Raw genomic sequence first — 23,159 nt, 5'->3', positions numbered from 1 at the left:
GCCACCGCGCCGGTGTCCCCGGCGGTCCAGGGCTATCCGCAGCCGCCGGTCAGGCCGCAGCCGCCGGTGCCGATGCCGCCCCGGATGAACCCGCCGGCCCCGGCCCGGCGGGGCCTGTCGCCCGCGGCCGTCGTCGCGATCGTCCTCGCCGCCGTCCTGCTCGTCGGCGGCGGCATCGCCGGCGCGGCGTACCTCACGAAGGACGAGCCGGGCGGCAACGGGCCGGCGGCCGCGGGCTCCACGGGCGCGGGCGCCGCGACCGGCGCGGCCAAGGCCGGGAGCGGCCCCGGCCGGTACAACCTCGACAACGTGCCCGAGGACGAGTGCCGGGCGTCGGACGCGAGCATGTTCGACGACCTGTTCGAGGCCGAGCTGTCCAAGCCGACGCCGAGCCGCAACCCGAACGCGACGATCAACTCCAGCACCTGCGGTTACACCCGCGTGCACGCCCTCACCGACGCCAAGCAGCAGCGCACGGCGAGCATCTCGTTCACCGTCTTCGCGGCCAACGACGTCTCCCTCGCCCAGAACATGCAGAACCAGGAGACCTCCACGGCCCGGCTCGCCGGGCCGAACTCGGCGGTCCCGGACCTCGGCGAGGAGGCGGTCTTCTACGAGACCCCGGGCACCGGCGACCAGGTGAGCCGGTTGACGATGACCCTCGGCGTGCGCGACAGCAACGTGCGCCTCCAGGTGTACTTCATCGGCAGCCGCGGCGACGGGGCGGCCTGGACGCAGCGCGAGAAGAACGACGTCCGCGACCGGATCATCTCCGCCGCGAAGGCGACGTTCACGAAGTCCGTGGCGGGCATGAAGCGGTGACCGGCGGCGCGCCGGGCTGCCGAGGAAGGCCTGACACGGCGAAGGCCGGGGACATGGCGAAGGCCGGCCACCGTGAACGGTGACCGGCCTCGAGCCAGGGGTAGCCCTCGTCGTGCTCAGTTGGCCGCGACGCCGAACTGGCCGCCGCCGGCGTGGAACTCGGTGCCGTCGACGAACGACTTGCCGAAGCTGTTCTCCAGCTGGTCGAGCTCGCTGAAGTTGGCCTGGTGGGCGTTCTCGCTGCCCTCGGCCGCGAACACGTGGTCGTCCGAGGTCGCGTCGTGCGAGTAGTTCGTGTAGTCGTCGGACTCGTAGTGCACGGCCGCCGGCGCGTCGTACTCGACGTGGTGACCCTGCGCGAAGTCCGTCGACTCCGCGCTGTGGTGGTCCTGCTCGTACACGCCGAACTGGTTGTTGTAGTCGGCCTCCGAGCCCGCAGCGTGGTGCATCTGGTCCAGCGAGCCCTGCTCCTGACCGGCCTCGTAGTGGCCGTAGTCCACGTCGCCGTGACCCGTGTCGCCCATGTCGTAGTCGCTCATCGTGCTCTCCCCTGGAAGTCGTTGTCGCTGTTGAGCACTACGGTACGGAGTCCCCGCGGCCGTCGAATCCCGGAAACGTGCCACCACCGCGGGACCCCTGACGGCCGTGCTCGAGCGCGTCATGGCCTCGGGGCGAAGTGGGGCTGCCCCCCGGGCGAACTGGGCGGCCAACCGCAGTGCCCGTGGGGCGCCCGCCCGGGAGCCTGGAGACATGCCGCGGATGCGTGTCGTCAAGGGGCTGCTCGTCGCCGTGATGCTGGGCGGCACCGCGGTGGCCGGGGGCGCCACGGGGGCCGGCGCCGCCGAGACGGTACGACGGCCGGGTTTCGCCTCTGCCCCGTCACTCGCGCAACGCTGGGCCCCCATCCACCACCAGGAGGTGGACGCGCACGGGCGCCATGCCGCGGGCGGGCGCGCCGACGAGATCACCCGGGTGGACTTCGACGGCAACTGGGACGCGCGCGACAACTGGGAGCACGCGGGGGACGTGCCGGCCGCGGCGTACGCGTACGCTTCGGTGGCCGAGACGCGCACCCACTGGTTCCTGACGTACCTGTTCTTCCACGCGCGGGACTGGACGAACCGGCCGTTCTTCGACTCCGAGCACGAGAACGACGCCGAGGGGGTGCTGCTGGCCGTGGCCAAGGACGGCACGCCGTACGGGCGGCTGCGCGCGGCGGTCACCGTGGCGCACGCGGACTTCTTCTCCTACGTGCCGGACGGCAGCCCGTGGCGCGACGGCGGGGAGACGGTCGACGGGACGCTGCCGATGCAGCGCTCGACCCGCGACGGGCTGCCGCATCCGGTGACCGAGCAGGAGGCGCACGGGCACGGGCTGCGGGCGTACCGCGGCCGCTCCGGCGGTGTGGTCTACTACCCGGCGCCGGCGGCCGAGGTGCCGCGCGGCCCGCACGACACCGACGTGGGCTACGCGCTCATCGACATCTTCGCGCCGGGCGGGCTCTGGGACCGCCGGGACGACCCGGCGCTGTTCGCGGCGCCCGGCACGTTCGCCGGGGACGCGCCCCGCTCCGGCCGGGGCGCCTGCGGGCACGGGACGTTCCGGTGCACGAGGAACGCGGCGCACGCGCCGTGGGGCTGGGACGACCACGACGACCGGCCCGGCCGCGGCGCGCTCGGGACCGACCCGGCCGGGGTGATGGCGGCGTACTTCACGATCCCCGAGCCGTTCGCCCGCGAGTACACCCGCAACCCCTACGCGGCCCCGGCCGGCGCCCCCGCGTGAACACTCTTCCCGGCTGCGGCGAACCAGTGGTGTGAGGGAGACGGACTTGGCACCGCCGGAGACCGACGCCGATCTGATCCAGGACCGGTTCGCGGAGGTCTTCGACCGCCACTACGAGCACATCTACGCCTACGCCGCGCGCCGGCTCGGCCCCGATCTCGCCGAGGACGTGGCGTCGGAGACGTTCCTGGTCGCCTACGACCGCCGGGCCGGGTTCGATCCGGCGCGCGGCGAGGTGCGCCCGTGGCTGTACGGCATCGCATCCAACCTGATCATGCGCCACTCCCGGGCGGAGGCGCGCCGCTTCAAGGCCCTCGCCCGCAGCGCCGAGCCGGACACGGGCCCGGACGAGGCCGAGCTGGTGCCGGGCCGGGTCGACGCGGGCGGGGTGCGGCACCGGCTCGCCGCCGCCCTCAACCGGCTGTCCCTGGCCGACCGGGACGTGCTGCTGCTCGTCGCGTGGGCCGGGCTCACCCAGCAGGAGGCGGCCGCGGCCCTGGGCATCCCGCCCGGCACCGCGCGCTCCCGGCTGCACCGGGCCCGGCAGGAGATGCGCAAGGCGCTGGAAACCGATTCGGAGGAGTCGTCGTGATGGATGAGATGACCGCGCTGCGGGAGGCGTTCGGGCCCGACCCGCGGACCGACCCGCACACGCGCGACCGGGCCCGCGCGGCCCTGCTGCGGCACATGGAGCGCGCACCGGAGCCGGCCGCCGTGGCCGCCCCGGCCGCGTCCCGCCCGTGGCGCCGGTGGCCGCTGCGCGTGGCGCTCACGGCGGCGGCCGCGGCCGCGGCGGTGATCGGCGTCGTGGCGGTGGAGAACGTCGGCACCGTGGACGACAGCGGCACCGGCTACAGCACCACCGGCCTGCCCTTCCCCCGGCCCGCGAGCGCCGCCGAGGTGCTCACGAACGCGGCCTGGGCCGCGACGCGCAAGCCGTGGACCGACCCGCGCCCGGACCAGTTCATGTACAACGAGAGCCGCGAGCTGCGCAACGAGCGCGCCTACGAGCAGCAGCACCCGAACGACCCGATCGTGCCGGGCCACACCCGCACCATCACGGTGCAGGAGTGGAAGCGCGTCGACGCCAAGGTGATGGGCACCATGGAGGACGGCCGGCTCACGGTCTACGAGCGGGGCGGCCGGGTCACCTGGGGGCAGCTCGACTACGACCAGCTCAAGCGGCTGGACACGCCCGACAAGGTGATCGCCTGGGACCGGGCGCCGAAGAACTTCGGCATCGACCTGGACCGGCTGATCGGGCAGTACGTGCTGCCGCCGCGGGTCGAGGCCGCCTTCTACGGCGCGCTCGCGAAGGGCGAGGGGGTGCGGCTCAACCCGGACGCGGTGAACCTCGACGGGCGGCGGGCGATCGGGCTCGGGCGGGTCAAGGAGGGGTACCTCGCGCAGGAGCTGCTGTTCGACCCGGACACGTACCGGCTGATCGGCGAGCGCGAGGTCGCCATCGCCGAGCACCACAACACCGACGAGCACGGCGACGACGACTTCACGCCGGCGGGGGCGGTCTTCCGCCAGGTGATCTACACCCAGGCGCTCATCGTGGACAAGGTGGGCGACACGCGCTAGCCCGGCCGCGAGCGTGGCCGGGGAGCTCGCCCTCCCCCGGCCGCGTTCGCGCGGGCCTAGTTATATACCGGATTCCGTTATATGCTGAGGCATGCCTCTCAAAGAGTCGGCGTTCCTCATCCTCTCGGCCCTCGCGGCCGGGCCCACGCACGGCTACGGGATCATGAAAGACGTCGAGCAACAGTCCGGCGGGGCGGTGCGGCTGCGCCCCGGCACCCTCTACGCGGTCCTCGCCGAGCTGGTCGACGGCGGCCTCATCGAGATCGACAGCGAGGAGGTCGTGCAGTCGCGGCTGCGGCGCAACTACCGGCTCACGGCGCCCGGGGCACGACAGCTCGCCACCGAGGCCGACCGGCGCCGCGCCGCGGCCGACACCGCGGGGCGCCGGCTGCGCACCAGCGGCCTGCTCGCCGGCGGAGGTGCGGCATGACGACACCGCTCGAGGGCCGCTACGAGCGGCTGCTGCGGGTGTACCCGGCCGCCTTCCGCCGGGCGCACGGCGAGGACATGCTCACCACGATGCTCGCCGACGCCGGGGACGGGCAGCGCTGGCCGCGGCCCGGCGACGCCGCCGACATCGTGCGGCACGGCCTGCGGCTGCGGCTGTCGCGGCGCTCCGGCGGCGGACTGCTCGGCGGGGGCTGGGCCGACGCGTGCGCGCTGATCGGCCCCCTCGCCGTGGTCGTGCTGCTCACGTTCCGGCTCACCTCCGTGCTGCGCGGGCCGCACCCCGGCTCCGCGCCGCTGCTGCAGACGGCCGCCTGGGCGCTCGTGGCCGTGGCCGCGTTCGCCGGACTGCGCCGCGGCGCGGCCGTGCTCGGCTGGGTCGCGCTGCTCGCCGAGGTGGTGCCGCCCGTGCGGCAGTTCGCGTCCGATCCGGTGCCGGTGGTGTACGGCCTGTGGTGGTCCGTCCTCGCGCTCGTCGCCGCCGTCGCGCTCACGGCCGCCGGCCCGCGCCGCCCGTGGGCCGTGGCCGGGCCGCGCCGCCTCGCCGTGCTCGTGGCCGCGCCGCTCGTCGTCGGCGCGGTCGGGGTCCTCGGCTCCGGGATGCTCGTCGCCGAGGACGCCGGCTTCAGCGCGTTCTACCTCGAGGACCTGGTGCGCCCCGGGACGTACGTGACCAGCTACACCGGCCTCGAGGCGCCCAGCGCCGCCGAGCTGGACCTCATGCTGCTCGCGATCGCGGCCGCCCTGCTCGCCGGGGTCGTCGCGGCGGCGCGGCTGCCCGGGCCGATCCGGCGCCGCCTGATCGTGGCCGCCGCGCCGGTCCTGGCCATGTCGGCGCTCGTGAACGTCACCTTCAACGGCTGGGCGGTGTCAACCGTCCACATGGGACACAACATCCCGCTCGTCGCCGGGCAGTGGGCCGCGCTGGCCCTGGTGCCGCCGCTCGTGTTCCTCACCGGCGCCCAGTGGGCGCGCCGCCGCGACGAGACCATGCGCCTCGCCGCGCTCGGCGCCGCCGCCGAACGGGAGCGATCCTGACCCGCGGCGGCCCGGAGCACCCGGGGGCCGGGCGCGCCCGGCCCCTGGTGTTCCTCGACGTCGACGGCCGGTCGGGGCTGACGCCGGCGGACTTCGAGGCGATCCGCGCCTGGGCGGGCTAACCCCGCGGCGCGAGGGTGCCCTTCGCGAACGCCACCGCCGCGGCCAGGTCGTCGTCGCTCGTCCCCCACGCGGACTGAACCGCCGCGCCCCACGCCTCGCAGCTGCGCGCCGCGAACGTCTGCAGCTCGGGCACGTCCTGCCACGCCGCCGGGTCGTACCCGGCGCCGGCGAGGTGCAGGGAGAGCCCGACGAGCGCCAGGTCCCAGCCCTCGCCGATGCCGATGGTCATGCCCGGCCCGTACTGGCGCACCAGCTCGTCGACGATCTCGCCCGGCGAGGCGTGCTCGAGCTCGAGCAGCGTCCGGTCGCCGTCCGCCGGGTTCAGGCGCAGCTCCACCTCGGTCGCCATGCCCTCGCCCATCGCCCACGTGACGCGCAGCAGGCTCGGCGCCTCGCAGCGCAGGATCTCGCCGCCGGCGTTGCCCTGCAGCTGGTACTTGCCGCCGAGGCGCAGGTCGCCCTCCACCGGCGCGAGCCAGCGGGCCAGGCGCGCCGGGTCGGTGCAGGCGTCCCAGACGTCCTCGACGGCCGCGTCGTAGGTGCGGCGCAGCAGCAGCGAACGCCCGGCGCCGCCGCCGGACAGCCCGGCGGTGCCGAGCTCGCGGTGGGTGGCGTTGATCTGGTGCACAAGGTCGATCACGGATGCTCCTCGTCTCGGTCGCGTTGTCGTTTGCCGCGGGCCAGCTCCGTGGCCAGGGCGTCGAGGCGCTGGCTCCAGAAGCCGCGGAACTGCTCCAGCCAGGCGTCGACCTCCCGCAGCGGGGCCGCATCCACGGCATACAGGCGGCGGGTGCCGTCCGCGCGCACGGTGGCGAAGCCCGATTCGCGCAGCACCTTGAGGTGCTGGGAGACGGCGGGCTGGGAGATGCCGAACTCCGCCCGGACGGTCTCGCTGACCGCCCCGGCGGGCTGCTCACCGGCGGCGAGCAGCTCCAGAATCCGCCGGCGGACCGGGTCGCCCAGGACGTCGAACGCGTGCACGGACCTCAGAGTGTCACCGTCCGCTTATATAAGTCAAGCCTGAAATAGCGGCGGTGGGGTTCAATGGCGGCATGGAGTGGATCGTGCCGGTGTCCTTCGTCGTGGTCCTGCTGCTCGCCCTGACCCTGCGCCGCGGCGGCCCCGACCCGTCCACGGCGCGGCGCCTGGCCGCGGTCGAGCGCAAGCTGGACCTGATCATGGAGAACCTGGGCATTCAGGAGCCCGTGCCGGACGTGCACCCGATGGTGCTGCAGGAGCTGCAGCAGGGCCGCAAGATCCAGGCGATCAAGGCGTACCGGGAGGCGACCGGCGCCGGCTTGCGGGAGGCCAAGGACGACGTCGAGGCGATCGCCCGCCGCTACGGGCTGATGTAGCGCCCCCGGCGGCCCGGGCGGCGGCCCGTCACGCCAGGCGTTGCTCCAGCACCTGCCCCGGCCACGCGCCGCCGCCCGGCAGGGTGACCGTGAACGGGGTCGTCGCGGTGAGGCCCTGGCGCTCGTACCAGCCCACCAGCGCGCGGTCGCCGCCCGCGTAGCAGTCCACGCGCAGCAGGGGCAGGCCCCGGAGCACCGCCAGGGAGCGCGCGTGGTCCAGCAGGGCCGCGCCCAGGGACAGCCCGGCGTGGGCGCGGCTCGTGACCAGCAGGTTCACGTACAGCTCGGGGCCCGGTGCCGCCGGCACGTAGTCCGGCGCGGCGCCCGCCGCCAGGGCGCCCACCGGGTGGCCGTCCAGCTCGGCGATGTGCAGGTGGCCCTGCGGGACCCAGGCCGCCAGCGAGGCCAGGCGGCGCGGGTTCGTCGAGTGCGGCTCGGTGCCCCACTGGCCGGTGCGGCCCCGCGCGACCAGCCACGACGTCGCCGCGTCCAGCAGGGCCAGCACCGCCGGGATGTCGTGCAGGGCGCCGGGGCGGATGCTCGCGGGCGCCCCGGTCACCGCCAGCTCGATCTCGTCGTGGATGGCGATGGCGTGCTCCCCATGCGCCGGAATCCCGGGCTTCACCAGGCGCCCGCGGTCCACCGCGCCCGGGTGGACCGCGGTGATGCGCAGGCCGCGGCGCTGGTAGAAGCGCAGCGCGTCGACGTTGTCGTTGGTCGTGACGAGCCAGACCCGGCGCAGGCCCAGCCCGGCCGCGACCCGCCGGGCGGCGGCCAGCAGCTCGGTGCCGACCCCGCCCCCGCGCTCCAGCGCGTCGAGCGAGACGATCTCCAAGCCGGCGGGCCCGGGATCGTACGTCAGCAGACCCACCGGCCGCCCGTCGTCCCCGACGGCGACGAGCGCGGGCAGCGCGGCCGCGTCCCGGGCCCGCCCGCCCACGACGATCCGGCTCTCCCCCCACCGCCGGGTGAGCAGGTCCCGCATCCAGGCCCGGTCGCCGTCCCCGGCCGCGCGCACCGCCATGCCGCGACCCTAGACGATGCCCGCCGGCTCCCCCGCCCCCGCCATTCGTCAGGATTCGCAGGTGCCGAAGACGTGGTAGGGGTCGACCGCGCAGCGGTGCGCCACGGGGCGGGCGAGCGCCGCCGGGGGCGCCGGGGCCGCGGGCGCCGCCGCGAGCAGGGCCGTCGCGACCACGATCGCCAGCCGCGGCCAAGGCCGTCGCAGCTGCCCCGGTCTTCGGGGCGCATCGTGGTCCAGGTCGATCACCCGGGCAATGCTACCGGCGGCTCGCGGTCCACTGTGGAGGGACGAGCCCGCGGCGGCGAGCACCGGCACGGCGAGTGAGGCGGACGGGGTATCGCGCGAAGTTACTTGCCAGTACCATCGCGCCACACCCCGGGATCCGCCCATCCAAGGAGGCTCGATGGCCCCGCCCGCCCGACGCCGCCGCTCCGGCTACTGGTTACTGGCCGTACCGACGATCGCGCCGCTGCTCACACCCCTGTACGACCGGGCCACCCCGATGCTGTGGGGCGTGCCGTTCTTCTACTGGTACCAGATGGCCTGCGTCCTGCTGGCGATGCTGATCCTCGCCACCGTGCACCTGCGCAACCGCCGCCGGGAGTTCGACCGGTGAGCGGCGGGGTCGAGTTTTTCGTCTTCGCCGGGCTCATGGGCGCGATGCTGCTGCTCGGCATCTTCGCGGCCCGCTGGCGGCGGCCGCGCGACATCCACAACCTCGAGGAGTGGGGCGTCGGCGGGCGCGCGTTCGGCAACTGGACGACGTGGTTCCTGCTCGGCGGGAGCATGTACAGCGCGTACACCTTCGTCGCCGTCCCCGCCCTCACCTACGGCGTCGGCGCGATGGGCTTCTTCGCCATCCCGTTCGCGACGATCACCACCCCGCTGTCGTTCATCTTCACCACGCGGGCCTGGTCGGTGGCGCACCGGCACGGGTTCGTGACCCCCGGGGAGTTCACCGCGGCGCGGTTCGGCTCCCGCGGGCTCGGCGCGGCCGTCGCGCTGACCGGGATCGCGGCCACCATGCCCTACATCGCGGTGCAGCTCAGCGCGTTGCAGGCGGTGCTGCAGACGGTCGGGCTGGCCGGCGAGTGGCCGCTGCTGGCCGCGGTCACCGTCGTGGCGCTGTGCACGTTCCGCTCCGGCCTGCGCGCGCCCGCACTGCTGTCGATCGCCAAGGACGTGCTGCTGGGCTGGGTGGTCGTCGCCGCGCTGCTCATCGTGGCCATGAACGGCGGCTGGGGCGAGTCGTTCAAGCGGGCCGGCGCGCACTTCGCCGCGACCCCGAACCCGGCGGACGGGCTGCTGCTGGGCGGGTCGGCCGGGCAGAGCGCGTACCTCACCATGGTCATCGGCTCCGCGCTGTCGATCTTCGTGTACCCGCACGCGCTGACCACCATGCTCGCCGCCAAGGACCGCTCGACGGTGCAGCGCAACGCCGCCGCCCTGCCGATCTACTGCCTGGTGCTCGGGCTCATGGCGATGCTCGGCTTCTTCGCGCTCTCCCAGGGCGTGCTGCCGGTCGGCCGCGACCTGAACACCGTGATGCCGCAGCTGTTCCACGGCCTGTTCCCGGCGTGGTCGTCGGGCATCGCGCTGGCCGCGTTCGGCATCGCCGCGCTCATCCCGGCCGCGGTCATGTCCATCGCCGCCGCGAACGCGTTCACGCGCTCGATCTACCGCGCCTACCTGCGCCCGGCCGCCACCCCGGCGGAGGAGGCGCGGGTCAGCCGCTGGACGTCGCTGGTGGTGAAGATCGGCGCGGTCGGCTGCATCCTGCTGCTCGACCCGGCGTTCTCCGTCGACCTGCAGCTCATCGGCGGCGTCATCATCCTGCAGACGATCCCGGCCGGCTTCATCGGCCTGCTGACCAACTGGTTGCACCGCCTGGCGCTGATCGCCGGGCTCGTGGTGGGGCTCGGGGCCGGGGTGGTCATGCTGTACCGCATCCCGCAGGCCGGCCCCGGCGGCACGATCGCCAAGGCGCACTTCGGCGGGGCGATCACCACGATCGGCGGCTGGCCGGTGTACGTCGGGATCGTCGCCCTGCTCGTGAACCTCGTCGTCGCCGTGGCCGGCACGCTGCTGCTGCGCGCCGCCCGGGTGCGCGCCGGCCGCGACCGGACCCGCCCCGACGACTACGACGCGGACGCCGACGACCCGATGGTCAAGCGCCTCGAGAACCTCCTCGACGGCCTGCCCGCGAGCCCCGCCGGCGTCCACGCCGTGCACCGCCATCCGCGCTAGAACACGCGCAGCTCGTAGATGCGCGCCGCGCCGTCGGCACCCTGGGTCGGGGTGCCGGCGGTCAGGCGCACGTACCGCCCGGAGACCCCGCTGACCGGGTGCGTGGTGTTCGCGGCCGTGTTGTTCGTGACGTTCACGGCCTGGGTCCACGTCGTGCCGTCGCCCGAGACCGCGATGGTGAACGCCTTCGTGTTGTACGCCGCCGCCTCCCCGCCGGCCTGGGCGTGCGCGACCTCGAAGCGGGTGATGCTCTTCGTCGCGCCGAGGTCGACCTGCAGCCAGGGGCCCGCGACCGACGAGCAGAACTTGTCCGAGTTGCCGCCGGAGACGCTGCCGTTGACCGCCTTCTCCGGGCCCTCCGACGCCGCGCACGGCGTCGAGCCGGTCGCGGGGCGGCCCTGGGCCAGGTTCGTCCCGGGGCCGGTCGGCGCGCCGACGGCCACGTTGTCGAAGGCGGCCGCGGCGTTGAAGACCCGCACGCCGTCGGCGCCGGAGGCGTAGGTCGCGTCGGTGACGGAGATCCTCGGGGCGGCCATGTCGTCGACGTACACCTTGATCGACGATCCGATCGCGGTCACCCGCAGGTGATAGGTCGTGCCGGCCGCCACGGCGAGGTTCGCCGTGGCGAGCTGGGTCCAGTTGTTGGCCGCCCGGCCCAGCACCACCCGGCCGGCGGGGCTGATCCCGGCGTAGTAGCCGTTGTACGCGTCGGTGCCGCTGGCCGCGCCGGTGGCCCGGAACACCAGGCCCGCGTCGCCGGAGCCGGACGTGACGGTGACGTCGGCGTCGTAGGTGAAGTCGCCGAAGTTGGTGTCCAGCAACGCCTTGCCGCCCAGCGAGCTGCCGGCCTCGTAGCGGCCGCCGGCCGCGGTGAAGCTGCCGCCGTAGGTCTTCCAGCCCAGGGCGTTGCCGTCGGCGAAGTTGTCCTTCACCCGCATCGCCACGCGCTGGATGGTGCCGTCGGCGTTGAAGGTCATCCGGTCGTAGGCGAGCTGGCGATGGTTGCCGTCGGTCTCGCTCAGCGGGCGGCGGTGGTAGAAGATGTACCAGGTGTCGGTGCCCGGCACGTTGACGACCGAGTTGTGCCCGGAGCCCTTCGCGACCGCCGGGTCCTGCGCGAGAACCTTGTCCAGCTTCGTGAACGGGCCGGTCGGCGAGCTCGACATGGCGTAGGACACCGAGTAGTCCGGGCCGGTCCAGCCGCCCTCGGACCACATCAGGTAGTACTTGCCGTTGCGCTTGAACATCTGCGGGCCCTCCGTGTACCCGGACGGCGTGATCTCCTTGTAGGTGCTGCCGTCGGGGAAGGTGCCGATGCTCGTCATGTCGGCATTGAGCCGGGCGACGTTGGCGTGGCCGTGGCCGCCGTAGTAGATGTAGGCCTGCCCGTCGTCGTCGATGAAGACGTCCTGGTCGATGGGCTGGGCGCCGTTGTAGTACTGCCCGATGAGCGGCTTGCCCAGCGCGTCGCGGTAGGGGCCGGCCGGGTTGTCGGCCACGGCGACGCCGATGCCGCCCAGGGCCGAGTTGGTCTGGATGTCGTTGGCGGCGAAGTAGAGGTAGTACTTGCCGTTGCGGGCGATCGGGGCCGGCGCCCACACCGCGTAGGACGCCCAGGAGACGTTCGCGGTCGTGAGGATGTTGCTGTGCTTGGTCCAGGTGACCAGGTCGGTGCTGGAGAAGGCGTCGAGGTACGTCTGCTCCGCGTAGCTCTTCGACGTGGTCGGGAAGACCCAGTAGGTGTTGTTGTAGATGGCGATGTCCGGGTCGGCGTACCAGCCGTCGGCGAACGGGTTCCCGGCCTCGGCGGTGGTGTAGTCCGGCAGCGCGGCCGCGGCGGGGAGCGCGGGCGCGAGCGCGAGGAGGAGCCCGGCGGCGGTCAGGCCGGCGAGGAGGCGGCGTTTCATCGGTGGCGGCTCCGATGTCGAAGGAAAACGCTCAGGTTCCGTCAAAGATGCGCACAACCCAACGGACGAGTCAAGCGTCATCGAGGGAATCGACCCCGCCGGTTCTGTCAAGACTTGACCCACGGCACGCGGGGCGCACCATCGACTCGGGTCATGCTGATCGATCGTTTGGGTCGGAAACACGACCGCACCCTTGATATCGATGGCGATCATCACTGCGATGGATCGCATGAGCCAGGGTGCCGCGGTGGCCGTTCGCGAGCTGTTCTTCGCCGCCGCCGCGCTGATCGCCCCGCGGCGGTCGGTCGCGGCGATCGAGCGGCGGCAGCTCGCCGGGGTCAACGCCATGCTCGCCGCGGCCCGCGCGGATGTCGCGCACTACGGCGACCCCGCCTACGCCGGGCACCTGCGGCGGCTGCCGGACCTCGCCGGGCTGCCGATCGTGACCAAGGCCCAGGTTCGCGCGGCCCCCGAGCGCTTCCACGCCCCCGAGCGCGGCTGGTTCCAGACCGACACCACGGCCGGGTCGACCGGCTCGGTGCTGCGGGTGCGCCACGACGCCGGGGCCTACGGCTACCACGGCGCCACGCTGCTGCGCCGGTTCCTGCGGGCCGGCTGCCGGCCCTGGTGGACGATCGCGCACCTCAAGCCGTTCCCCCGGCCGAGCCGCTGGTTCCAGCGCTTCGGGATCTTCCGGCGCACGGTCGTGCACGCGGGGCTGCCCGAGCGGGAGCTCGCCGAGGCGATCCTCGCGCTGCGGCCCCGCGTGCTCATGGGCTATCCGGTGATGCTGCGCGCGGTGCTGCGCGAGCTGACCGGCGACGAGCTGGCCCGGCTGCGGCGCTCGCTGCGGCTCATCCTCAGCGAGTCGGAGCTGCTCACGGCCGAGACCCGGGCGCTGCTCGGCGAGGGCTTCGGGGTGCCGGTGCGCGACGAGTACTCGGCGTTCGAGGTGCTCACCATCGCCACCGAGTGCCGGCACGGGTCCATGCACGTCGACGCCGACCGGGTCGTGTTCGAGGTGGTCGACCCGGCCGACGGGCGCCCGGTGCCGCCCGGGACGCCCGGCGTGGCGGTCGTGACGCACTTCCGGGAGCGGGCGATGCCGCTGGTGCGGTACCGCATCGACGACCGCGTCGCCGTGGTGCCCGGGGCGTGCCCGTGCGGGAGCCGGTTCGGCCGGATGCGCCTGCTCGACGGGCGCATCGAGGACAGCCTGGTGCTGCGCGACGGCACCGTCGTCTACTTCGGCGCGTTCGCGGCGGTGACCCTCAAGCAGCCCGGCATCGCCGAGTTCTCGGTGCGCCAGGACGAGGCCGGCGAGGTGACGGTCTCGCTGCAGCTGGACCCGGCGGCCGGGCTCGGCTTCGACGAGGTGTGCGACGGCGTGCGCGGGATGCTGCGCGACCTGCTCGGCTTCGACCTGCCGCTGCACTTCCGGCGCATCGACCGCCTCGAGCTCACGCCGGGCGGGAAGGCTCGCCTGGTGCGCTCCCGATTCCGGCCCGGGGCGCCGGGGTCCGCGGCCGGGCCGCCGTGAACAGCCACGGCACCCGCGCCAGCCAGCCGGCCGCCATCGCCACCAGCGCGCCGGCCGCGCCGCCGGACGGAATGAGCAGCAGGCCGGCGAGGGCCACGACACCGAGCCCGGCCAGGGCGCTCAGGGCGGAGTTCAGCCTCGCCCGGTCGTCGATGCTCTCGATCACGAAGGCCGCGCCGGAGACCGCCAGGAACGTGACGATCTCCACCGCGAGCGCGACGATCACGTTGCCCGCCAGGCCGGCGGCGACGGTCACGACGAGCCCGGCCGCCCCGGCGAGCACGAGCCCGCGCCGCAGCCGGACCGGCGCCGAGGCCGGTCCGGCCGCCAACCAGACGAGGATCGCAGGTTGCCAGAGCCGCAGGACGTAGTTGCTGAGCGCGCCGAGCGCCACGGAGACGGTCAGCCCGACGTAGAGCAGGCTGCCCTGTTCGGCGGGGGCGAGGGCGGCCAGCTCGGCGTAGAGCACGGAGACGGCCGCGTTGCCGAGCACGTCGCCGGCGGCGAAGAGCCCCGCGGTGCGCAGGGCGGCGACGACGGCCGCGCGCCCGAACCGGCGCCCGGGCCCAGGCCCGGTGGGCCGCAGCACGAGCAGCAGCACGGCGACGACCGCGGCGGTGACGGCGACGAGGAACGCGAGCACGCCGCCGACCCCGAGGCCGGCCAGGGCCGCGAGGGCGACGGCGGCGCCGTACGCGACGGAGAGCACGGCGTAGGCGGCCGGGTCGGCGCCGGGGCGGCCGCGCAGCCGGAGCAGGGCGACGAGGACGGCCAGGGCGCCGGTGCCGGTCATGAAGGCGATCCCGGCGGCGTAGCGGACCGCCGGGCCGCCGGGTTCCACCAGCCCGGCCGCCGCACACGCCGCCAGCGCCAGCGCGAACGGGAGCAGGCCGAGCGCGGCGAACATCCCCTCCAGCGCCCGCCGCTCGGCCGGGACCGGGTCGCCGGCGGCGACGGGCGCCAGGGTCACGAGCGCGGACCGCTCGACCCCGGTGGCGGCCAGGGCGAACGCCCACAGCCCGACGCCGACGGCCGCCGCGTAGCCCGCGAACCGGTCCGGCCCCCAGACGGCCAGCAGGGCGAACCCGGCGCCGTACTGGGCCAGCCGGCCGGCCCCGCGTCCGGCGAGCAGCAGGGCCACGGTGCGAGCGCGCATGCCGCCATTGAAGCATCCGCATCCTTCACCGGCCTCGTCCTCGAGCTCGCCGACCCCCTCTCCCCCACCCCGCCGCCGGGCTGGGCCGAGGCCGTCCGGCACGCGAACCTGCACCACCTGTGGGATTGGCCGGTGATCCACACGATCGCGGCCGAGCGCGGCGGCGGCGTGATCGCGGGCGTGTTCCGCGCCGGCGGGCGCCCGATCGGCCTGGCCGGGGCGCGCGTCCACGGGCTGGGGCGGCGGCACGTGCTCGGCGGGGTGGCCGACGTCGAGCACCCGGCGATCGGCGCGCTGCCGGGCCTGGGCCTGCCGGACGGGCTGCCGGGGACGCTCGACCCGGCCGGGCGGCCGGGGCCGCGGCTGCTGGCCGAGGCGGTGCTCGCGTTCGAGCGGGCGGTGCGGGCCGAGTTCGGGCCCAGAGTGCCCGCGATCGCCTATCGCCAGGTGTACCGCGACGAGCTGCCCGTCTTCCTGCCGGGCGTGACGCTCGTGCGGGCCGGGGCGCCCGTGGCCGTGCTGCGCAACCGGGGCGGGGGCTACGAGGGGTACCTGGGCACGCTGAGCAAGTCCCGCCGGGGCGACCAGCGGCGGCTGCTGCGGCGCATCGACGCCGACCCGGACACGGTGGTCTGGTTCGGCCCCCGCGAGGAGGCCCGCGTCGACCTGGCCGAGATGCACCGGCTCAGCGCCGACGCGGCCCGGCGCAACCACACCGTGCGCTGGCCGCCGCTGCGCATGTGGTCGCCGCGGCTGTTCGAGACCATGATGGCGCTGCCGGAGGTGCGCGTGCTGACGTACCGGGAACCGGGCGGCGCCCTGATCGCGGCGGCGGCGATGTTCGACCACCCGGTGGCGCCGCTGCTGGGCCCGTGGGCGGCTCCCCCGCTCGGCGACCGGCGCACCGGGCTGTGGTTCGACCAGTTCAGCCGGCAGCTGCGGTTCCTGCTCGACGCCGGGCGGCCGATGGTGCTGGCGGGCAAGGGGGCGCGCGAGGCCAAGGAGTCCCTCGGCTTCACGTTCGAGCCGCAGTGGACGGTGCTGCGCCGGATCCGCAGGGTGTGAGCCCCGCCCGGACCACGGGCGAGGTATGCACGTTGACGGAGTGAGTACTCACTCCGTACCGTGGCGGGCATGACGGAACCCAACGCCCCCCGGCGGCGCGCGCCGGGCATGAGCACCGAACAACGCCGCGAGATGATCCTGCAGACCGCGCTGCCGCTGGTCGCGGAGTACGGCAGCGCGGTCACCACGGCCCAGATCGCCCGCGCGGCGGGCATCGGCGAGGCCACGGTCTTCCGCGTCTTCACCGACAAGGACGAGCTGATCCAGGCGTGCGTCGCGCGCGCCCTCGACCCCACGCAGCTGCTGAGCCACCTCGGGACGATCTCCCTCGAGCAGCCCCTCGCCGACCGGCTCGTCGAGGCGGCCGAGGCGGTGCAGGGCCACCTCGGGCGGATGGGCGCGGTGCTCGGCGCGCTGGCCGCGACCGGGCGGCCGCCGCAGCGGACCCCGCCGGCGGCCGGCGACGCGCGCCCGGCCGGCCGGGACGAGTCCCAGGCCGCGACGAAGGCGGCCGTCGCCGAGCTGTTCGAGCCCGAACGGGACCGGTTGCGCATTCCCGCGCCGGTCGCGGCGGACGTGTTCCTGGGCTTCATGTTCGCCCGGGGCCGCTCGACCCTCGCACCGGACCTGACCGCGGCCGAGCTGGTGGACCTGCTCCTGCACGGTGCCCTGCGGTGAGCCGCCCGGCCCGACCGGGGCCCGGGCGGTTAGTCTCGTCGCGTGCCAGTGCTCCGCATCGTCGCCGCCGTGCTCCGCGATCCCGGGGGCCGCTGGCTGCTCGTGCGCAAGCGCGGCACGAGCGTCTTCATGCAGCCGGGCGGCAAGCTGGAGCCGGGCGAGGCCGCCGCGGACGCCCTGGTGCGCGAGCTGGCCGAGGAGCTGGGCCTGCACGTGGACCCGTCCGCGCTCGGCCACGTCGGCCGCTTCGAGGCCCCGGCGGCCAACGAGGCCGGCTTCACCGTCGACGCGGACGTCTACACCGCCCCGCTGTGCGGGCCGGTCGAGGCGCTGGCGGAGATCGAGGAGCTCTACTGGCTCGACCCGGCCCGCCCCGCCGGCGTCGAACTCGCCCCGCTCCTGCGCGAGCACCTGCTGCCCGCGCCCGCGGCACCGCCCGGCGGGGACGGCACCGCGGGCTGAGCGGCTCAGCCGATGAGCTCGTACACCGAGGCCGGGCACTCGATGGCGCCGACGGGGCGGTGACGGGGTCGATCGAGCCGTACCCCGCTCGTCGATGGCGGCCCCGTCGATGGTGAACACGCTCAGGCGGCCCTGCTCGTCGAGCGTCGCCTTGAAGGGGATCGCCTTGGCCTTCGCGCCGGCCTTCTGCACCGGGTCCTGCGTCGGGGCCAGGGTGCACTGCACCCCCGACACGTCGATCGTGCCGGTGTAGTACGTGTTGTCCGTGCGCTGCACGTCCGCCGTGCCCGCCAGCAGCTGGGTGACGCGGCTTACAGTGTCGGCAACCAGCGGCGGCGCCGGTCGGATAGGTTCCGCCGGTGTCGAACCGGTGGCCGGTCGGGGCGTCGGCGACCGTCCCCTGCGCGGCCCCGTCCCGGTACCAGGCGCGCACCGGCGCCGGCCCCGGGTCTCAGGCGCAGCCGTCGACCAGCTCGTGCAGCTGGGCGGCGCTCCAGCGCTCCTCGCCGTGCCGGTTGACCAGCACCAGCTCGGCGACCGCGGGCCGGCCGCCGGGGCAGAGCGTGTCCGCCGCCGCGGCCCGGTTGGACGGCCGGCGCAGCAGGCTCGCGAACCCGGGGCGGTCGAGGTCGTGTTCGGGCCGGGTCGGCTCGAGGTACACCATCAGGACCAGCTTGCCGGCGGGCGCCGGCCGGTCCGGCAGCAGACGGTCCCCGGTGACGGCCGCGAGCCGGTACACCTTCCCGGCCGTCGTGTCCGTGAGCGAGGGGGTCCGGTCGTCCAGCCGCAGGCGCGCCGCCGGGTCGTTGCGGAGCAGGTTCGCGGCCAGCTCCAGCTCCCGGCGGAACGGCAGCTGTTGCGCGGCCGGGGCGGCGCCGGACGCGTTGCGCAGGATCTCGGGCAGCGCGTCGGGGTTCTCGACGCGGCCCGACCCGGTGATCATCCGCACCTCGGGGATCAGCTGCCCGGCGATGACCAGGTCCAGCGCCGCGAGCACCCGCTGCCGGTCCGCCGCCGCCAGGCTCGGGCGGCCGCGGACCATCGCGTCGGCGGCGCCGAGGAGCACCGTCTGCAGGGCGGGGTCGAGCTCCTTGACCCTCGGCGACTGCGACGGGTCGAGCTGCAGCGCGGCGACCCGCTGCCGGGGGGCGGGGTCGAGGCCGTCGAGCGCGGGGCAGTACACCTGGGCGTTGTAGAGGGCTCGCGGGGCCTGCTCCCGGAACGTCATCGACGGCGTCGTGCGGGACTCGCCCGGCGCCAGCACCCCGAGGTGCGTGCCGCGCGGCTCCATGCCGGGGTTCACGGTCGCGATGAGGGTCGCGTCGCAGGGGGCGGTGCCGGTGTTCGTCACCTTCACCGTCCACGCGCACTGCCCGCCGCCGCAGCCCTCGTCGTCGGGCTGGGTCACGAACCGCGGCGCGGTGAGCGCCACCGTCGCCTGGGTGAGCGGCGGCTCGGGCGCGCCGGCGGCCGCGGCCCGGTCCGGCGGCGGAAGCACCTGCCCGACCTGCTCGGCGACCTCGGCGAGCGCGGCACCGTCCGGAGTGGACAGTGTGACGCCGACGTAGGGCGGGACGTTGTTCGGCTGGTGGGCGGGGACGAAGTGCGGCCCCGGACCGCCGCCGCGGTGCAGGGCGGCCGGCTGCAGGGGGCCGAAGCCGGTCAGGTGGCCGCCGAACCAGACGACCGAGCGCGGCTCGGCCCGCGTGAGCAGCAGCAGCCAGTCGGTGTTGTCGATCAGGTCGGCGTCGCGGCCCTGCCACGGCACGGTGCCGGCCGCCTTCGGGTGCCCGGACGCGGCGAAGCGCACCGACTCGGCGATCCCCTTCGGCGTCAGCGCGCGGGTGATGTCGATCGGCAGGATCAGCCCGTCCCGGGGCAGGATCCACTTGTCGGCGAGCGCGGACGCCTGCCCCGGGGCGCGGCGCGACCACCAGTCGGCGTCGGCGCGCACGACGGTCCGGGTGCCGTTGGTGCGCACCTCGGCCCGGCCGCCGCCCGGGTCGGTGACGACGCCGGCGCCGAGCCCGGCCGCGGTGACGGTGAACTCGGCGTCGACGAGCGTGCCGTTGCGATCGCCGAAGGTCAACGCGGCCGTCGTACCGCCCGATGCCGCGATGGCCGCGACAGCACCCGCGACCGCGTCGGTCGCGGGCCTGTTCCCCGGCGGCCGCAGCACGACGAACCCGGCGACCGCCGCGACCGCGACGGCGAGCACCACCCCGGCGGCGATGAGCGCGACCGGCCGCCGCCTCGCCGGCACCGGAGCTTCCGGGCCCATCGGAGCTTCGGGGGCCATCGATGCTTGCGGGGCCATCGAAGCTCGCGGGGCCACTGGAACGTCCTGGGCGTCCCGGAGGTCCGGGGGGTATTGGCGGTCCGTGGCCTCCGGGGCCGGCCCGGTCGGCACGGCTCCGGGTTCGGACCAGCGGGGCGGGGAGGACCACGGCGACGGCGCGCCGAACGGCGACGGCTCGGCCGGCCGGGCCCACGGCGACGGCTCCTCCGGCTCGCGGTCGGTCATCGCCCTCACCCTCGGTTACCGAACGTCATCGATGCGGTGCGCTGCGATGGTACTCCCCGGCGACGGCTCAGCCGGCGATGCGCCCGGCCGCCCACGCCGGTAGCGGAACGCGACCATGGGCGCGCAGAGCGTCAGCGACCGCGCTTTGGGCAGCGTGAACGTCGCCATGGCGGCCGGCGCGCCACACACAGGGCTTAGCCCCGGCTCGGGCGGGTACTGCCGGGGTATGGACGACAACACACCGATCATCTCGGGGAATCCGGCCGCGGCGCGCACGGTCGACGCGTCCGGGGAGCACGCCGCCCGCACCGGGGCGGACCAGGAGTGGACGGCCGAGGACCTGGCGGCGGCCGACGGGCGCGACCCGACGCCGGGCAACGTGCGCCGGGCCCAGGCGGAGCTCGACGAGCTGGGGCCGGCGGCGATCGAGCGCACCGTACCCTAGCGGCTGCTAGCGCCGGACCGGTACCAGGCAGAACTGGGCGTCGTCCTTGATGACGAAGGGCTGGTTCACGTCCGGGCAGCGCTCGGCCTTCGGGATCTGCTTGGTGATCTCGAAGGCGCCGCGGGCGTCGCAGTCGACGACGGTCGCGCGGTCGGCGGTCTGGGCCACGCACTGCCCCACCTGGAACCGCCGCTCCGGCAGGGAGCCGGTCATGTTCAGGGCGAGGACGGTACCGGAGCCGAGCGCCACCAGCGCCACGAACAGCGTGAGCGCGGCGCTGACCGGCGGGCTCAGCCGCCTCCGCCGATGCGCCCGGGGCCGGGTCGTCTCCGGCTTGGCCCGCGCCTGCGACTTAGCCCAGCGCCACTGGAACGCTCCGGTGCGGGCCTGCTCGCGCGACCGGTCGGCGAGGGTGAGCTTGGGCGCGGGGAAGCGCGGCGCGGGCGAGACGGCGACATCGGACAGCGGCGGCTCGGCGTCGGGGTCTGCGTCGGCGTCGGCGTCCATGGGGTCGGCGAGCGAGCCGCGGCGGGTCGACTGCATGTAGCGGCGGACCACCCGCACGAGCGCCCCGAAGTCCTCGACATCCGCCTCGGCCTCGACCCTCGTGACCGTGCCGGCCGCGACGGGAACCTCCACCCGCTCGGCCACCGGACAGGCCGCCTCGGGCTGCTCGTCGTCCTCGTCCTCGTCCTCGTCCGCGTCTTCGTCGGCGTCCATGTCCCCCGCGCCCAGTTCCCCGGGGTCGCTGATGGCGCGCAGGGCGGCCAGAAGACCGGGCTCGTCGACTGCCTCACTGCCGGAGACGGACGCCCACGGCACGAACTCGGACGCCTCTTCCTCTTCCTCGGGTTCGGGCTCCGGTTCCGGCTCGGGCTCGGGTTCGGGTTCGGGCTCCGGCTCTGGCTCCGGCTCCGGCTCAGGTTCTGGTTCCGGCTCTGGTTCCGGCTCTGGTTCCGGCTCTGGTTCGGGCGTCGGCATCGCGGGTGGAGCGGCGGCCTCCTCCGACTCGCGCAGGCTCCGGAACTTCGTCACCATCAGGTCGAGCTCGGCCTCGAAGACGTCCAGCTCCGCACCGGCCGCCCGCAGCCCGATCCCCGCCGCGTTCAGGTCCGTGTCGGCCAGGTCCATCTCGCTGCGCAGCTGCATGACCTCGTTGGCGATGGCGACGAGGTCGGCCCGGACCGTGCGGGCCTCGATCTCCGCCGCCCGGCACTCGGCCCGGATGGCCTTGAGCTCCTTCTCGAACCGCCAGGGCCTGTCCTGCTCCAGCGCCCACAGCTCCGCCCTTATCTCCCACGGCTCCAGCTGCTTGGGCTTGGCGGCGGCCGGCTCGGGCGGGGCAGCGGGGGCGGCCGCCGGAGCCTGCTCGACCGGCGGCGGCGCCACCGGTGCGGACGCCGGCGCGGCGGCGCGGGCGTCGTAGAGCACGCGGCCCGTCCGGCGGGGCGCCGAGGGCGCGGCAGAGGGCCCGCCGGTGCGCCACGGCACCGGCGGGACCGAGCCTCCGGCGCTCTCCCGCTTCAGGGCCTCCCAAGGGTCCTCGGCGGCGGCCCAGGCCGACGCGGCCTGCGCGCCCGCCTGGGCCGAGGCCGCCCACACCGGGCCGCCGGGGCCGCCGGGGCCGCCGGGGCCGCCGGGGCCGCCGGGGCCGCCGGGGCCGCCGGGGCCGCCGGGGCCGCCGGGGCCGCCGGGGCCGCCGGGGCCAGCGGCGGCGCTGCGGGACGCCGGGCACGGCGGTCGTCGGGCTGCTGCTGCAGCGCGGCCCAAATCTCGTTCGGGTCCACACGAGGGCCGCCGGCGGGGGCGGGGGGCGTCGAGGCCGGGGGCGTCGAGGCCGGGGCGGCGGCGGGCGGGGCCGGGCGCGGGCGGCGCGGGACGGACGAGGGCTCGGCGAGCAGGGCGCCCTCGGCGAGGACCGGGCCGTCGAGGTGTACCGGCAGCACCCCCAGCGTCTCGACCAGCATCTCGGTCACGAGCGGGGTGTGCGCCAGGCCGCCGGTGAGCAGCACGCCGGCCAGCTGCGCCACCCCGGCGCCCGCGACCAGCGACGCCGCGGCGTGCATGGCGCGCTCGAACGCGGGCCGGGCCAGGTTCTCGAACTCGGTGCGGGTGAGGGCCGCGCCGGAGGCGGACCACGGTACCGGGATCGTGGCCGCCTTGACCGCGCTCAGCTCCTCGCGGCCCTCGCGGGCGCCCTCCAGCAGTGCCCGGTCGGGCTTCCAGCGCCACACCTTGCGCCGGGCGAAGGTCGAGCCGAGGTGCGTGAGGATCGCGGCGTCGAGGGCCAGGCCGCCCGCCTCCGGCACGGTGGCCGAGGAGAGCACGGACACGGTCCGGCCGGTGCGCTGGACGACGGCGGCATCGGCGGATCCGGCGCCGAGATCCAGGACCACCGCGGCGGCACCGTCCGGCAACGCCAGCAACCCGGCCTCGTCGGCGTGCAGTGCCGCCGCGGCCGGCTCCGGCACCAGGCGCAGCGGCCGCAGGCCGACCAGCGCCGCCGCCTTCTCCAGCACCTGCGTCTGGGGCCGGTGCCAGTGCGCCGGGTGCGTGATCGCCACGCTCGCGACCGGCCCGCCGACGACCTTGCGCGCGACGGCCGCGATGTGCGTGAGCACGGCCGCGAAGAGGCTGCGGACCGGGCACTCGACGCCGCCGAGCACCACGGATCCCTTGTCGATGCTGCGGCGCGGGAACGGCTCGAAGCGGTCCGGGTTCGCCTCGCCGGCCGTCCAGGCGGCGCTGCCGGCCACGAAGTGGGGCGCGTTGTCCAGGCACACCGCGGACGGCTCGAGCAGCAGCAGCTCGCGCCGTCCGTCCGGCCGGGCCAGCACCGCGGTGGTGCGTGCGGTGCCGAAGTCGATCCCCAGGTGGTAGCCCCCCACGCGTACCAGTTAATACGACCAAAGCGGGTCAAAGGCCACAGAACGGCGAGGACGGATGCGTACGTT

Annotated in this window: 24 protein-coding genes; 14 read left to right on the top strand and 10 right to left on the bottom strand. The window is 75.2% G+C overall.

The genetic code is table 11. The features are described from left to right. Positions 1-84 precede the first annotated feature (84 nt). Positions 85-822 carry a hypothetical protein gene (locus ACQP1P_RS16495; RefSeq protein ID WP_433087547.1) on the top strand — a complete coding sequence of 246 codons (738 nt, stop codon included), beginning with the start codon at positions 85-87 and terminating at the stop codon, positions 820-822. Between the two features lie 116 nt (positions 823-938). Here the strand turns inward: ACQP1P_RS16495 and ACQP1P_RS16490 are convergent, their stop codons facing one another. Next, a complete protein-coding gene (locus ACQP1P_RS16490) occupies positions 939-1,361 on the bottom strand; it encodes a hypothetical protein (RefSeq protein WP_433087546.1) in 423 nt (140 codons plus the stop codon). 211 nt (positions 1,362-1,572) lie between these two features. Here ACQP1P_RS16490 and ACQP1P_RS16485 point away from each other — a divergent pair, with 211 nt between their 5' ends. The 5 genes from ACQP1P_RS16485 to ACQP1P_RS16465 all read left to right on the top strand — a co-directional run bounded on the left by ACQP1P_RS16485 (position 1,573) and on the right by ACQP1P_RS16465 (position 5,679). Then, positions 1,573-2,607, top strand: coding sequence for a hypothetical protein (locus ACQP1P_RS16485; protein WP_433087545.1), 1,035 nt, complete (start codon positions 1,573-1,575; stop codon positions 2,605-2,607). 46 nt (positions 2,608-2,653) lie between these two features. Beyond that, a complete protein-coding gene (locus ACQP1P_RS16480) occupies positions 2,654-3,199 on the top strand; it encodes an RNA polymerase sigma factor (protein WP_433087544.1) in 546 nt (181 codons plus the stop codon). Then, positions 3,196-4,194: a CU044_5270 family protein gene (locus tag ACQP1P_RS16475; RefSeq protein WP_433087543.1), complete on the top strand. Its 999-nt coding sequence runs from the start codon at positions 3,196-3,198 to the stop codon at positions 4,192-4,194. Before ACQP1P_RS16480 ends, ACQP1P_RS16475 begins: the two co-directional genes overlap by 4 nt. Positions 4,195-4,285: 91 nt before the next feature. Further along, the gene (locus tag ACQP1P_RS16470; RefSeq protein WP_433087542.1) at positions 4,286-4,624 is read left to right on the top strand and encodes a PadR family transcriptional regulator; all 339 of its coding nucleotides are present in this window, start codon (positions 4,286-4,288) and stop codon (positions 4,622-4,624) included. Next, positions 4,621-5,679, top strand: a complete 1,059-nt coding sequence (locus ACQP1P_RS16465) for a hypothetical protein (protein WP_433087541.1) — start codon at positions 4,621-4,623, stop codon at positions 5,677-5,679. Before ACQP1P_RS16470 ends, ACQP1P_RS16465 begins: the two co-directional genes overlap by 4 nt. Positions 5,680-5,797: 118 nt before the next feature. Here ACQP1P_RS16465 and ACQP1P_RS16460 read toward each other — a convergent pair whose 3' ends face one another. After that, positions 5,798-6,442 carry an SRPBCC family protein gene (locus ACQP1P_RS16460; protein WP_433087540.1) on the bottom strand — a complete coding sequence of 215 codons (645 nt, stop codon included), beginning with the start codon at positions 6,440-6,442 and terminating at the stop codon, positions 5,798-5,800. Next, on the bottom strand, positions 6,439-6,783 hold the full coding sequence (locus ACQP1P_RS16455; RefSeq protein WP_433087539.1) for an ArsR/SmtB family transcription factor: 345 nt from the start codon (positions 6,781-6,783) through the stop codon (positions 6,439-6,441). Before ACQP1P_RS16455 ends, ACQP1P_RS16460 begins: the two co-directional genes overlap by 4 nt. 71 nt (positions 6,784-6,854) lie before the next feature. On the opposite strand from ACQP1P_RS16455, the gene ACQP1P_RS16450 reads away from it, so the two are divergent. Beyond that, the gene (locus ACQP1P_RS16450; RefSeq protein ID WP_433087538.1) at positions 6,855-7,157 is read left to right on the top strand and encodes a ribosomal protein L7/L12; all 303 of its coding nucleotides are present in this window, start codon (positions 6,855-6,857) and stop codon (positions 7,155-7,157) included. 28 nt (positions 7,158-7,185) lie between these two features. Here ACQP1P_RS16450 and ACQP1P_RS16445 read toward each other — a convergent pair whose 3' ends face one another. Further along, complete coding sequence (locus tag ACQP1P_RS16445; RefSeq protein WP_433087537.1) at positions 7,186-8,181, bottom strand: GNAT family N-acetyltransferase; 996 nt, start codon at positions 8,179-8,181, stop codon at positions 7,186-7,188. Between the two features lie 48 nt (positions 8,182-8,229). After that, positions 8,230-8,427, bottom strand: a complete 198-nt coding sequence (locus ACQP1P_RS16440) for a hypothetical protein (RefSeq protein ID WP_433087536.1) — start codon at positions 8,425-8,427, stop codon at positions 8,230-8,232. 157 nt (positions 8,428-8,584) lie between these two features. Between ACQP1P_RS16440 and ACQP1P_RS16435 the strand changes: the two genes are divergently transcribed. Both ACQP1P_RS16435 and ACQP1P_RS16430 read left to right on the top strand, forming a co-directional pair. Then, positions 8,585-8,797 (top strand): DUF3311 domain-containing protein, encoded by a 213-nt coding sequence (locus tag ACQP1P_RS16435; protein WP_433087535.1) that lies wholly within the window; start codon positions 8,585-8,587, stop codon positions 8,795-8,797. Positions 8,798-8,832: 35 nt separating this feature from the next. Beyond that, a complete protein-coding gene (locus ACQP1P_RS16430) occupies positions 8,833-10,428 on the top strand; it encodes a sodium:solute symporter family protein (protein WP_433090019.1) in 1,596 nt (531 codons plus the stop codon). Here ACQP1P_RS16430 and ACQP1P_RS16425 read toward each other — a convergent pair. Further along, a complete protein-coding gene (locus ACQP1P_RS16425) occupies positions 10,425-12,335 on the bottom strand; it encodes a family 43 glycosylhydrolase (protein WP_433087534.1) in 1,911 nt (636 codons plus the stop codon). The two genes, ACQP1P_RS16430 and ACQP1P_RS16425, sit on opposite strands and share 4 nt — an antisense overlap. Before the next feature lie 220 nt (positions 12,336-12,555). Here ACQP1P_RS16425 and ACQP1P_RS16420 point away from each other — a divergent pair, with 220 nt between their 5' ends. Next, positions 12,556-13,875: a phenylacetate--CoA ligase family protein gene (locus ACQP1P_RS16420; RefSeq protein WP_433087533.1), complete on the top strand. Its 1,320-nt coding sequence runs from the start codon at positions 12,556-12,558 to the stop codon at positions 13,873-13,875. Here the strand turns inward: ACQP1P_RS16420 and ACQP1P_RS16415 are convergent. Further along, positions 13,796-15,031: a hypothetical protein gene (locus ACQP1P_RS16415; RefSeq protein ID WP_433087532.1), complete on the bottom strand. Its 1,236-nt coding sequence runs from the start codon at positions 15,029-15,031 to the stop codon at positions 13,796-13,798. The two genes, ACQP1P_RS16420 and ACQP1P_RS16415, sit on opposite strands and share 80 nt — an antisense overlap. Positions 15,032-15,163: 132 nt before the next feature. Here ACQP1P_RS16415 and ACQP1P_RS16410 point away from each other — a divergent pair, with 132 nt between their 5' ends. The 3 genes from ACQP1P_RS16410 to ACQP1P_RS16400 all read left to right on the top strand — a co-directional run bounded on the left by ACQP1P_RS16410 (position 15,164) and on the right by ACQP1P_RS16400 (position 17,236). Continuing rightward, a complete protein-coding gene (locus ACQP1P_RS16410; protein WP_433087531.1) occupies positions 15,164-16,096 on the top strand; it encodes a hypothetical protein in 933 nt (310 codons plus the stop codon). A 69-nt stretch (positions 16,097-16,165) separates the two neighbouring features. After that, positions 16,166-16,774 (top strand): TetR/AcrR family transcriptional regulator, encoded by a 609-nt coding sequence (locus ACQP1P_RS16405; protein WP_433087530.1) that lies wholly within the window; start codon positions 16,166-16,168, stop codon positions 16,772-16,774. A 42-nt stretch (positions 16,775-16,816) separates the two neighbouring features. Then, positions 16,817-17,236 carry an NUDIX hydrolase gene (locus tag ACQP1P_RS16400; protein WP_433087529.1) on the top strand — a complete coding sequence of 140 codons (420 nt, stop codon included), beginning with the start codon at positions 16,817-16,819 and terminating at the stop codon, positions 17,234-17,236. Between the two features lie 451 nt (positions 17,237-17,687). On the opposite strand, the gene ACQP1P_RS16395 is transcribed toward ACQP1P_RS16400, so the two are convergent. Then, positions 17,688-19,499 carry a hypothetical protein gene (locus ACQP1P_RS16395; RefSeq protein ID WP_433087528.1) on the bottom strand — a complete coding sequence of 604 codons (1,812 nt, stop codon included), beginning with the start codon at positions 19,497-19,499 and terminating at the stop codon, positions 17,688-17,690. Positions 19,500-19,986: 487 nt separating this feature from the next. Here ACQP1P_RS16395 and ACQP1P_RS16390 point away from each other — a divergent pair, with 487 nt between their 5' ends. Beyond that, on the top strand, positions 19,987-20,205 hold the full coding sequence (locus ACQP1P_RS16390; protein WP_433087527.1) for a hypothetical protein: 219 nt from the start codon (positions 19,987-19,989) through the stop codon (positions 20,203-20,205). A 6-nt stretch (positions 20,206-20,211) separates the two neighbouring features. Here the strand turns inward: ACQP1P_RS16390 and ACQP1P_RS16385 are convergent, their stop codons facing one another. Then, the gene (locus tag ACQP1P_RS16385) at positions 20,212-21,807 is read right to left on the bottom strand and encodes a hypothetical protein (RefSeq protein WP_433087526.1); all 1,596 of its coding nucleotides are present in this window, start codon (positions 21,805-21,807) and stop codon (positions 20,212-20,214) included. Continuing rightward, positions 21,729-23,093 carry an Hsp70 family protein gene (locus tag ACQP1P_RS16380; RefSeq protein WP_433087525.1) on the bottom strand — a complete coding sequence of 455 codons (1,365 nt, stop codon included), beginning with the start codon at positions 23,091-23,093 and terminating at the stop codon, positions 21,729-21,731. Before ACQP1P_RS16380 ends, ACQP1P_RS16385 begins: the two co-directional genes overlap by 79 nt. Positions 23,094-23,159 lie beyond the last annotated feature (66 nt).

Source organism: Dactylosporangium sp. CA-052675 (assembly GCF_050947935.1).
Classification (GTDB): Bacteria; Actinomycetota; Actinomycetes; order Mycobacteriales; family Micromonosporaceae; genus Dactylosporangium.
This window is presented reverse-complemented; position numbering and strand designations above follow the sequence as displayed.

What these genes read in the sequence shown, in the direction of transcription:
- ACQP1P_RS16495 (WP_433087547.1), top strand. Translation starts at nt 85, where the DNA reads ATGAACCCGCCGGCCCCGGCCCGGCGGGGCCTGTCGCCCGCGGCCGTC.
- ACQP1P_RS16490 (WP_433087546.1), bottom strand. Translation starts at nt 1,361, where the DNA reads ATGAGCGACTACGACATGGGCGACACGGGTCACGGCGACGTGGACTAC.
- ACQP1P_RS16485 (WP_433087545.1), top strand. Translation starts at nt 1,573, where the DNA reads ATGCCGCGGATGCGTGTCGTCAAGGGGCTGCTCGTCGCCGTGATGCTG.
- ACQP1P_RS16470 (WP_433087542.1), top strand. Translation starts at nt 4,286, where the DNA reads ATGCCTCTCAAAGAGTCGGCGTTCCTCATCCTCTCGGCCCTCGCGGCC.
- ACQP1P_RS16465 (WP_433087541.1), top strand. Translation starts at nt 4,621, where the DNA reads ATGACGACACCGCTCGAGGGCCGCTACGAGCGGCTGCTGCGGGTGTAC.
- ACQP1P_RS16450 (WP_433087538.1), top strand. Translation starts at nt 6,855, where the DNA reads ATGGAGTGGATCGTGCCGGTGTCCTTCGTCGTGGTCCTGCTGCTCGCC.
- ACQP1P_RS16445 (WP_433087537.1), bottom strand. Translation starts at nt 8,181, where the DNA reads ATGGCGGTGCGCGCGGCCGGGGACGGCGACCGGGCCTGGATGCGGGAC.
- ACQP1P_RS16435 (WP_433087535.1), top strand. Translation starts at nt 8,585, where the DNA reads ATGGCCCCGCCCGCCCGACGCCGCCGCTCCGGCTACTGGTTACTGGCC.
- ACQP1P_RS16430 (WP_433090019.1), top strand. Translation starts at nt 8,833, where the DNA reads ATGGGCGCGATGCTGCTGCTCGGCATCTTCGCGGCCCGCTGGCGGCGG.
- ACQP1P_RS16425 (WP_433087534.1), bottom strand. Translation starts at nt 12,335, where the DNA reads ATGAAACGCCGCCTCCTCGCCGGCCTGACCGCCGCCGGGCTCCTCCTC.
- ACQP1P_RS16420 (WP_433087533.1), top strand. Translation starts at nt 12,556, where the DNA reads ATGGATCGCATGAGCCAGGGTGCCGCGGTGGCCGTTCGCGAGCTGTTC.
- ACQP1P_RS16415 (WP_433087532.1), bottom strand. Translation starts at nt 15,031, where the DNA reads ATGCGCGCTCGCACCGTGGCCCTGCTGCTCGCCGGACGCGGGGCCGGC.
- ACQP1P_RS16405 (WP_433087530.1), top strand. Translation starts at nt 16,166, where the DNA reads ATGACGGAACCCAACGCCCCCCGGCGGCGCGCGCCGGGCATGAGCACC.
- ACQP1P_RS16390 (WP_433087527.1), top strand. Translation starts at nt 19,987, where the DNA reads ATGGACGACAACACACCGATCATCTCGGGGAATCCGGCCGCGGCGCGC.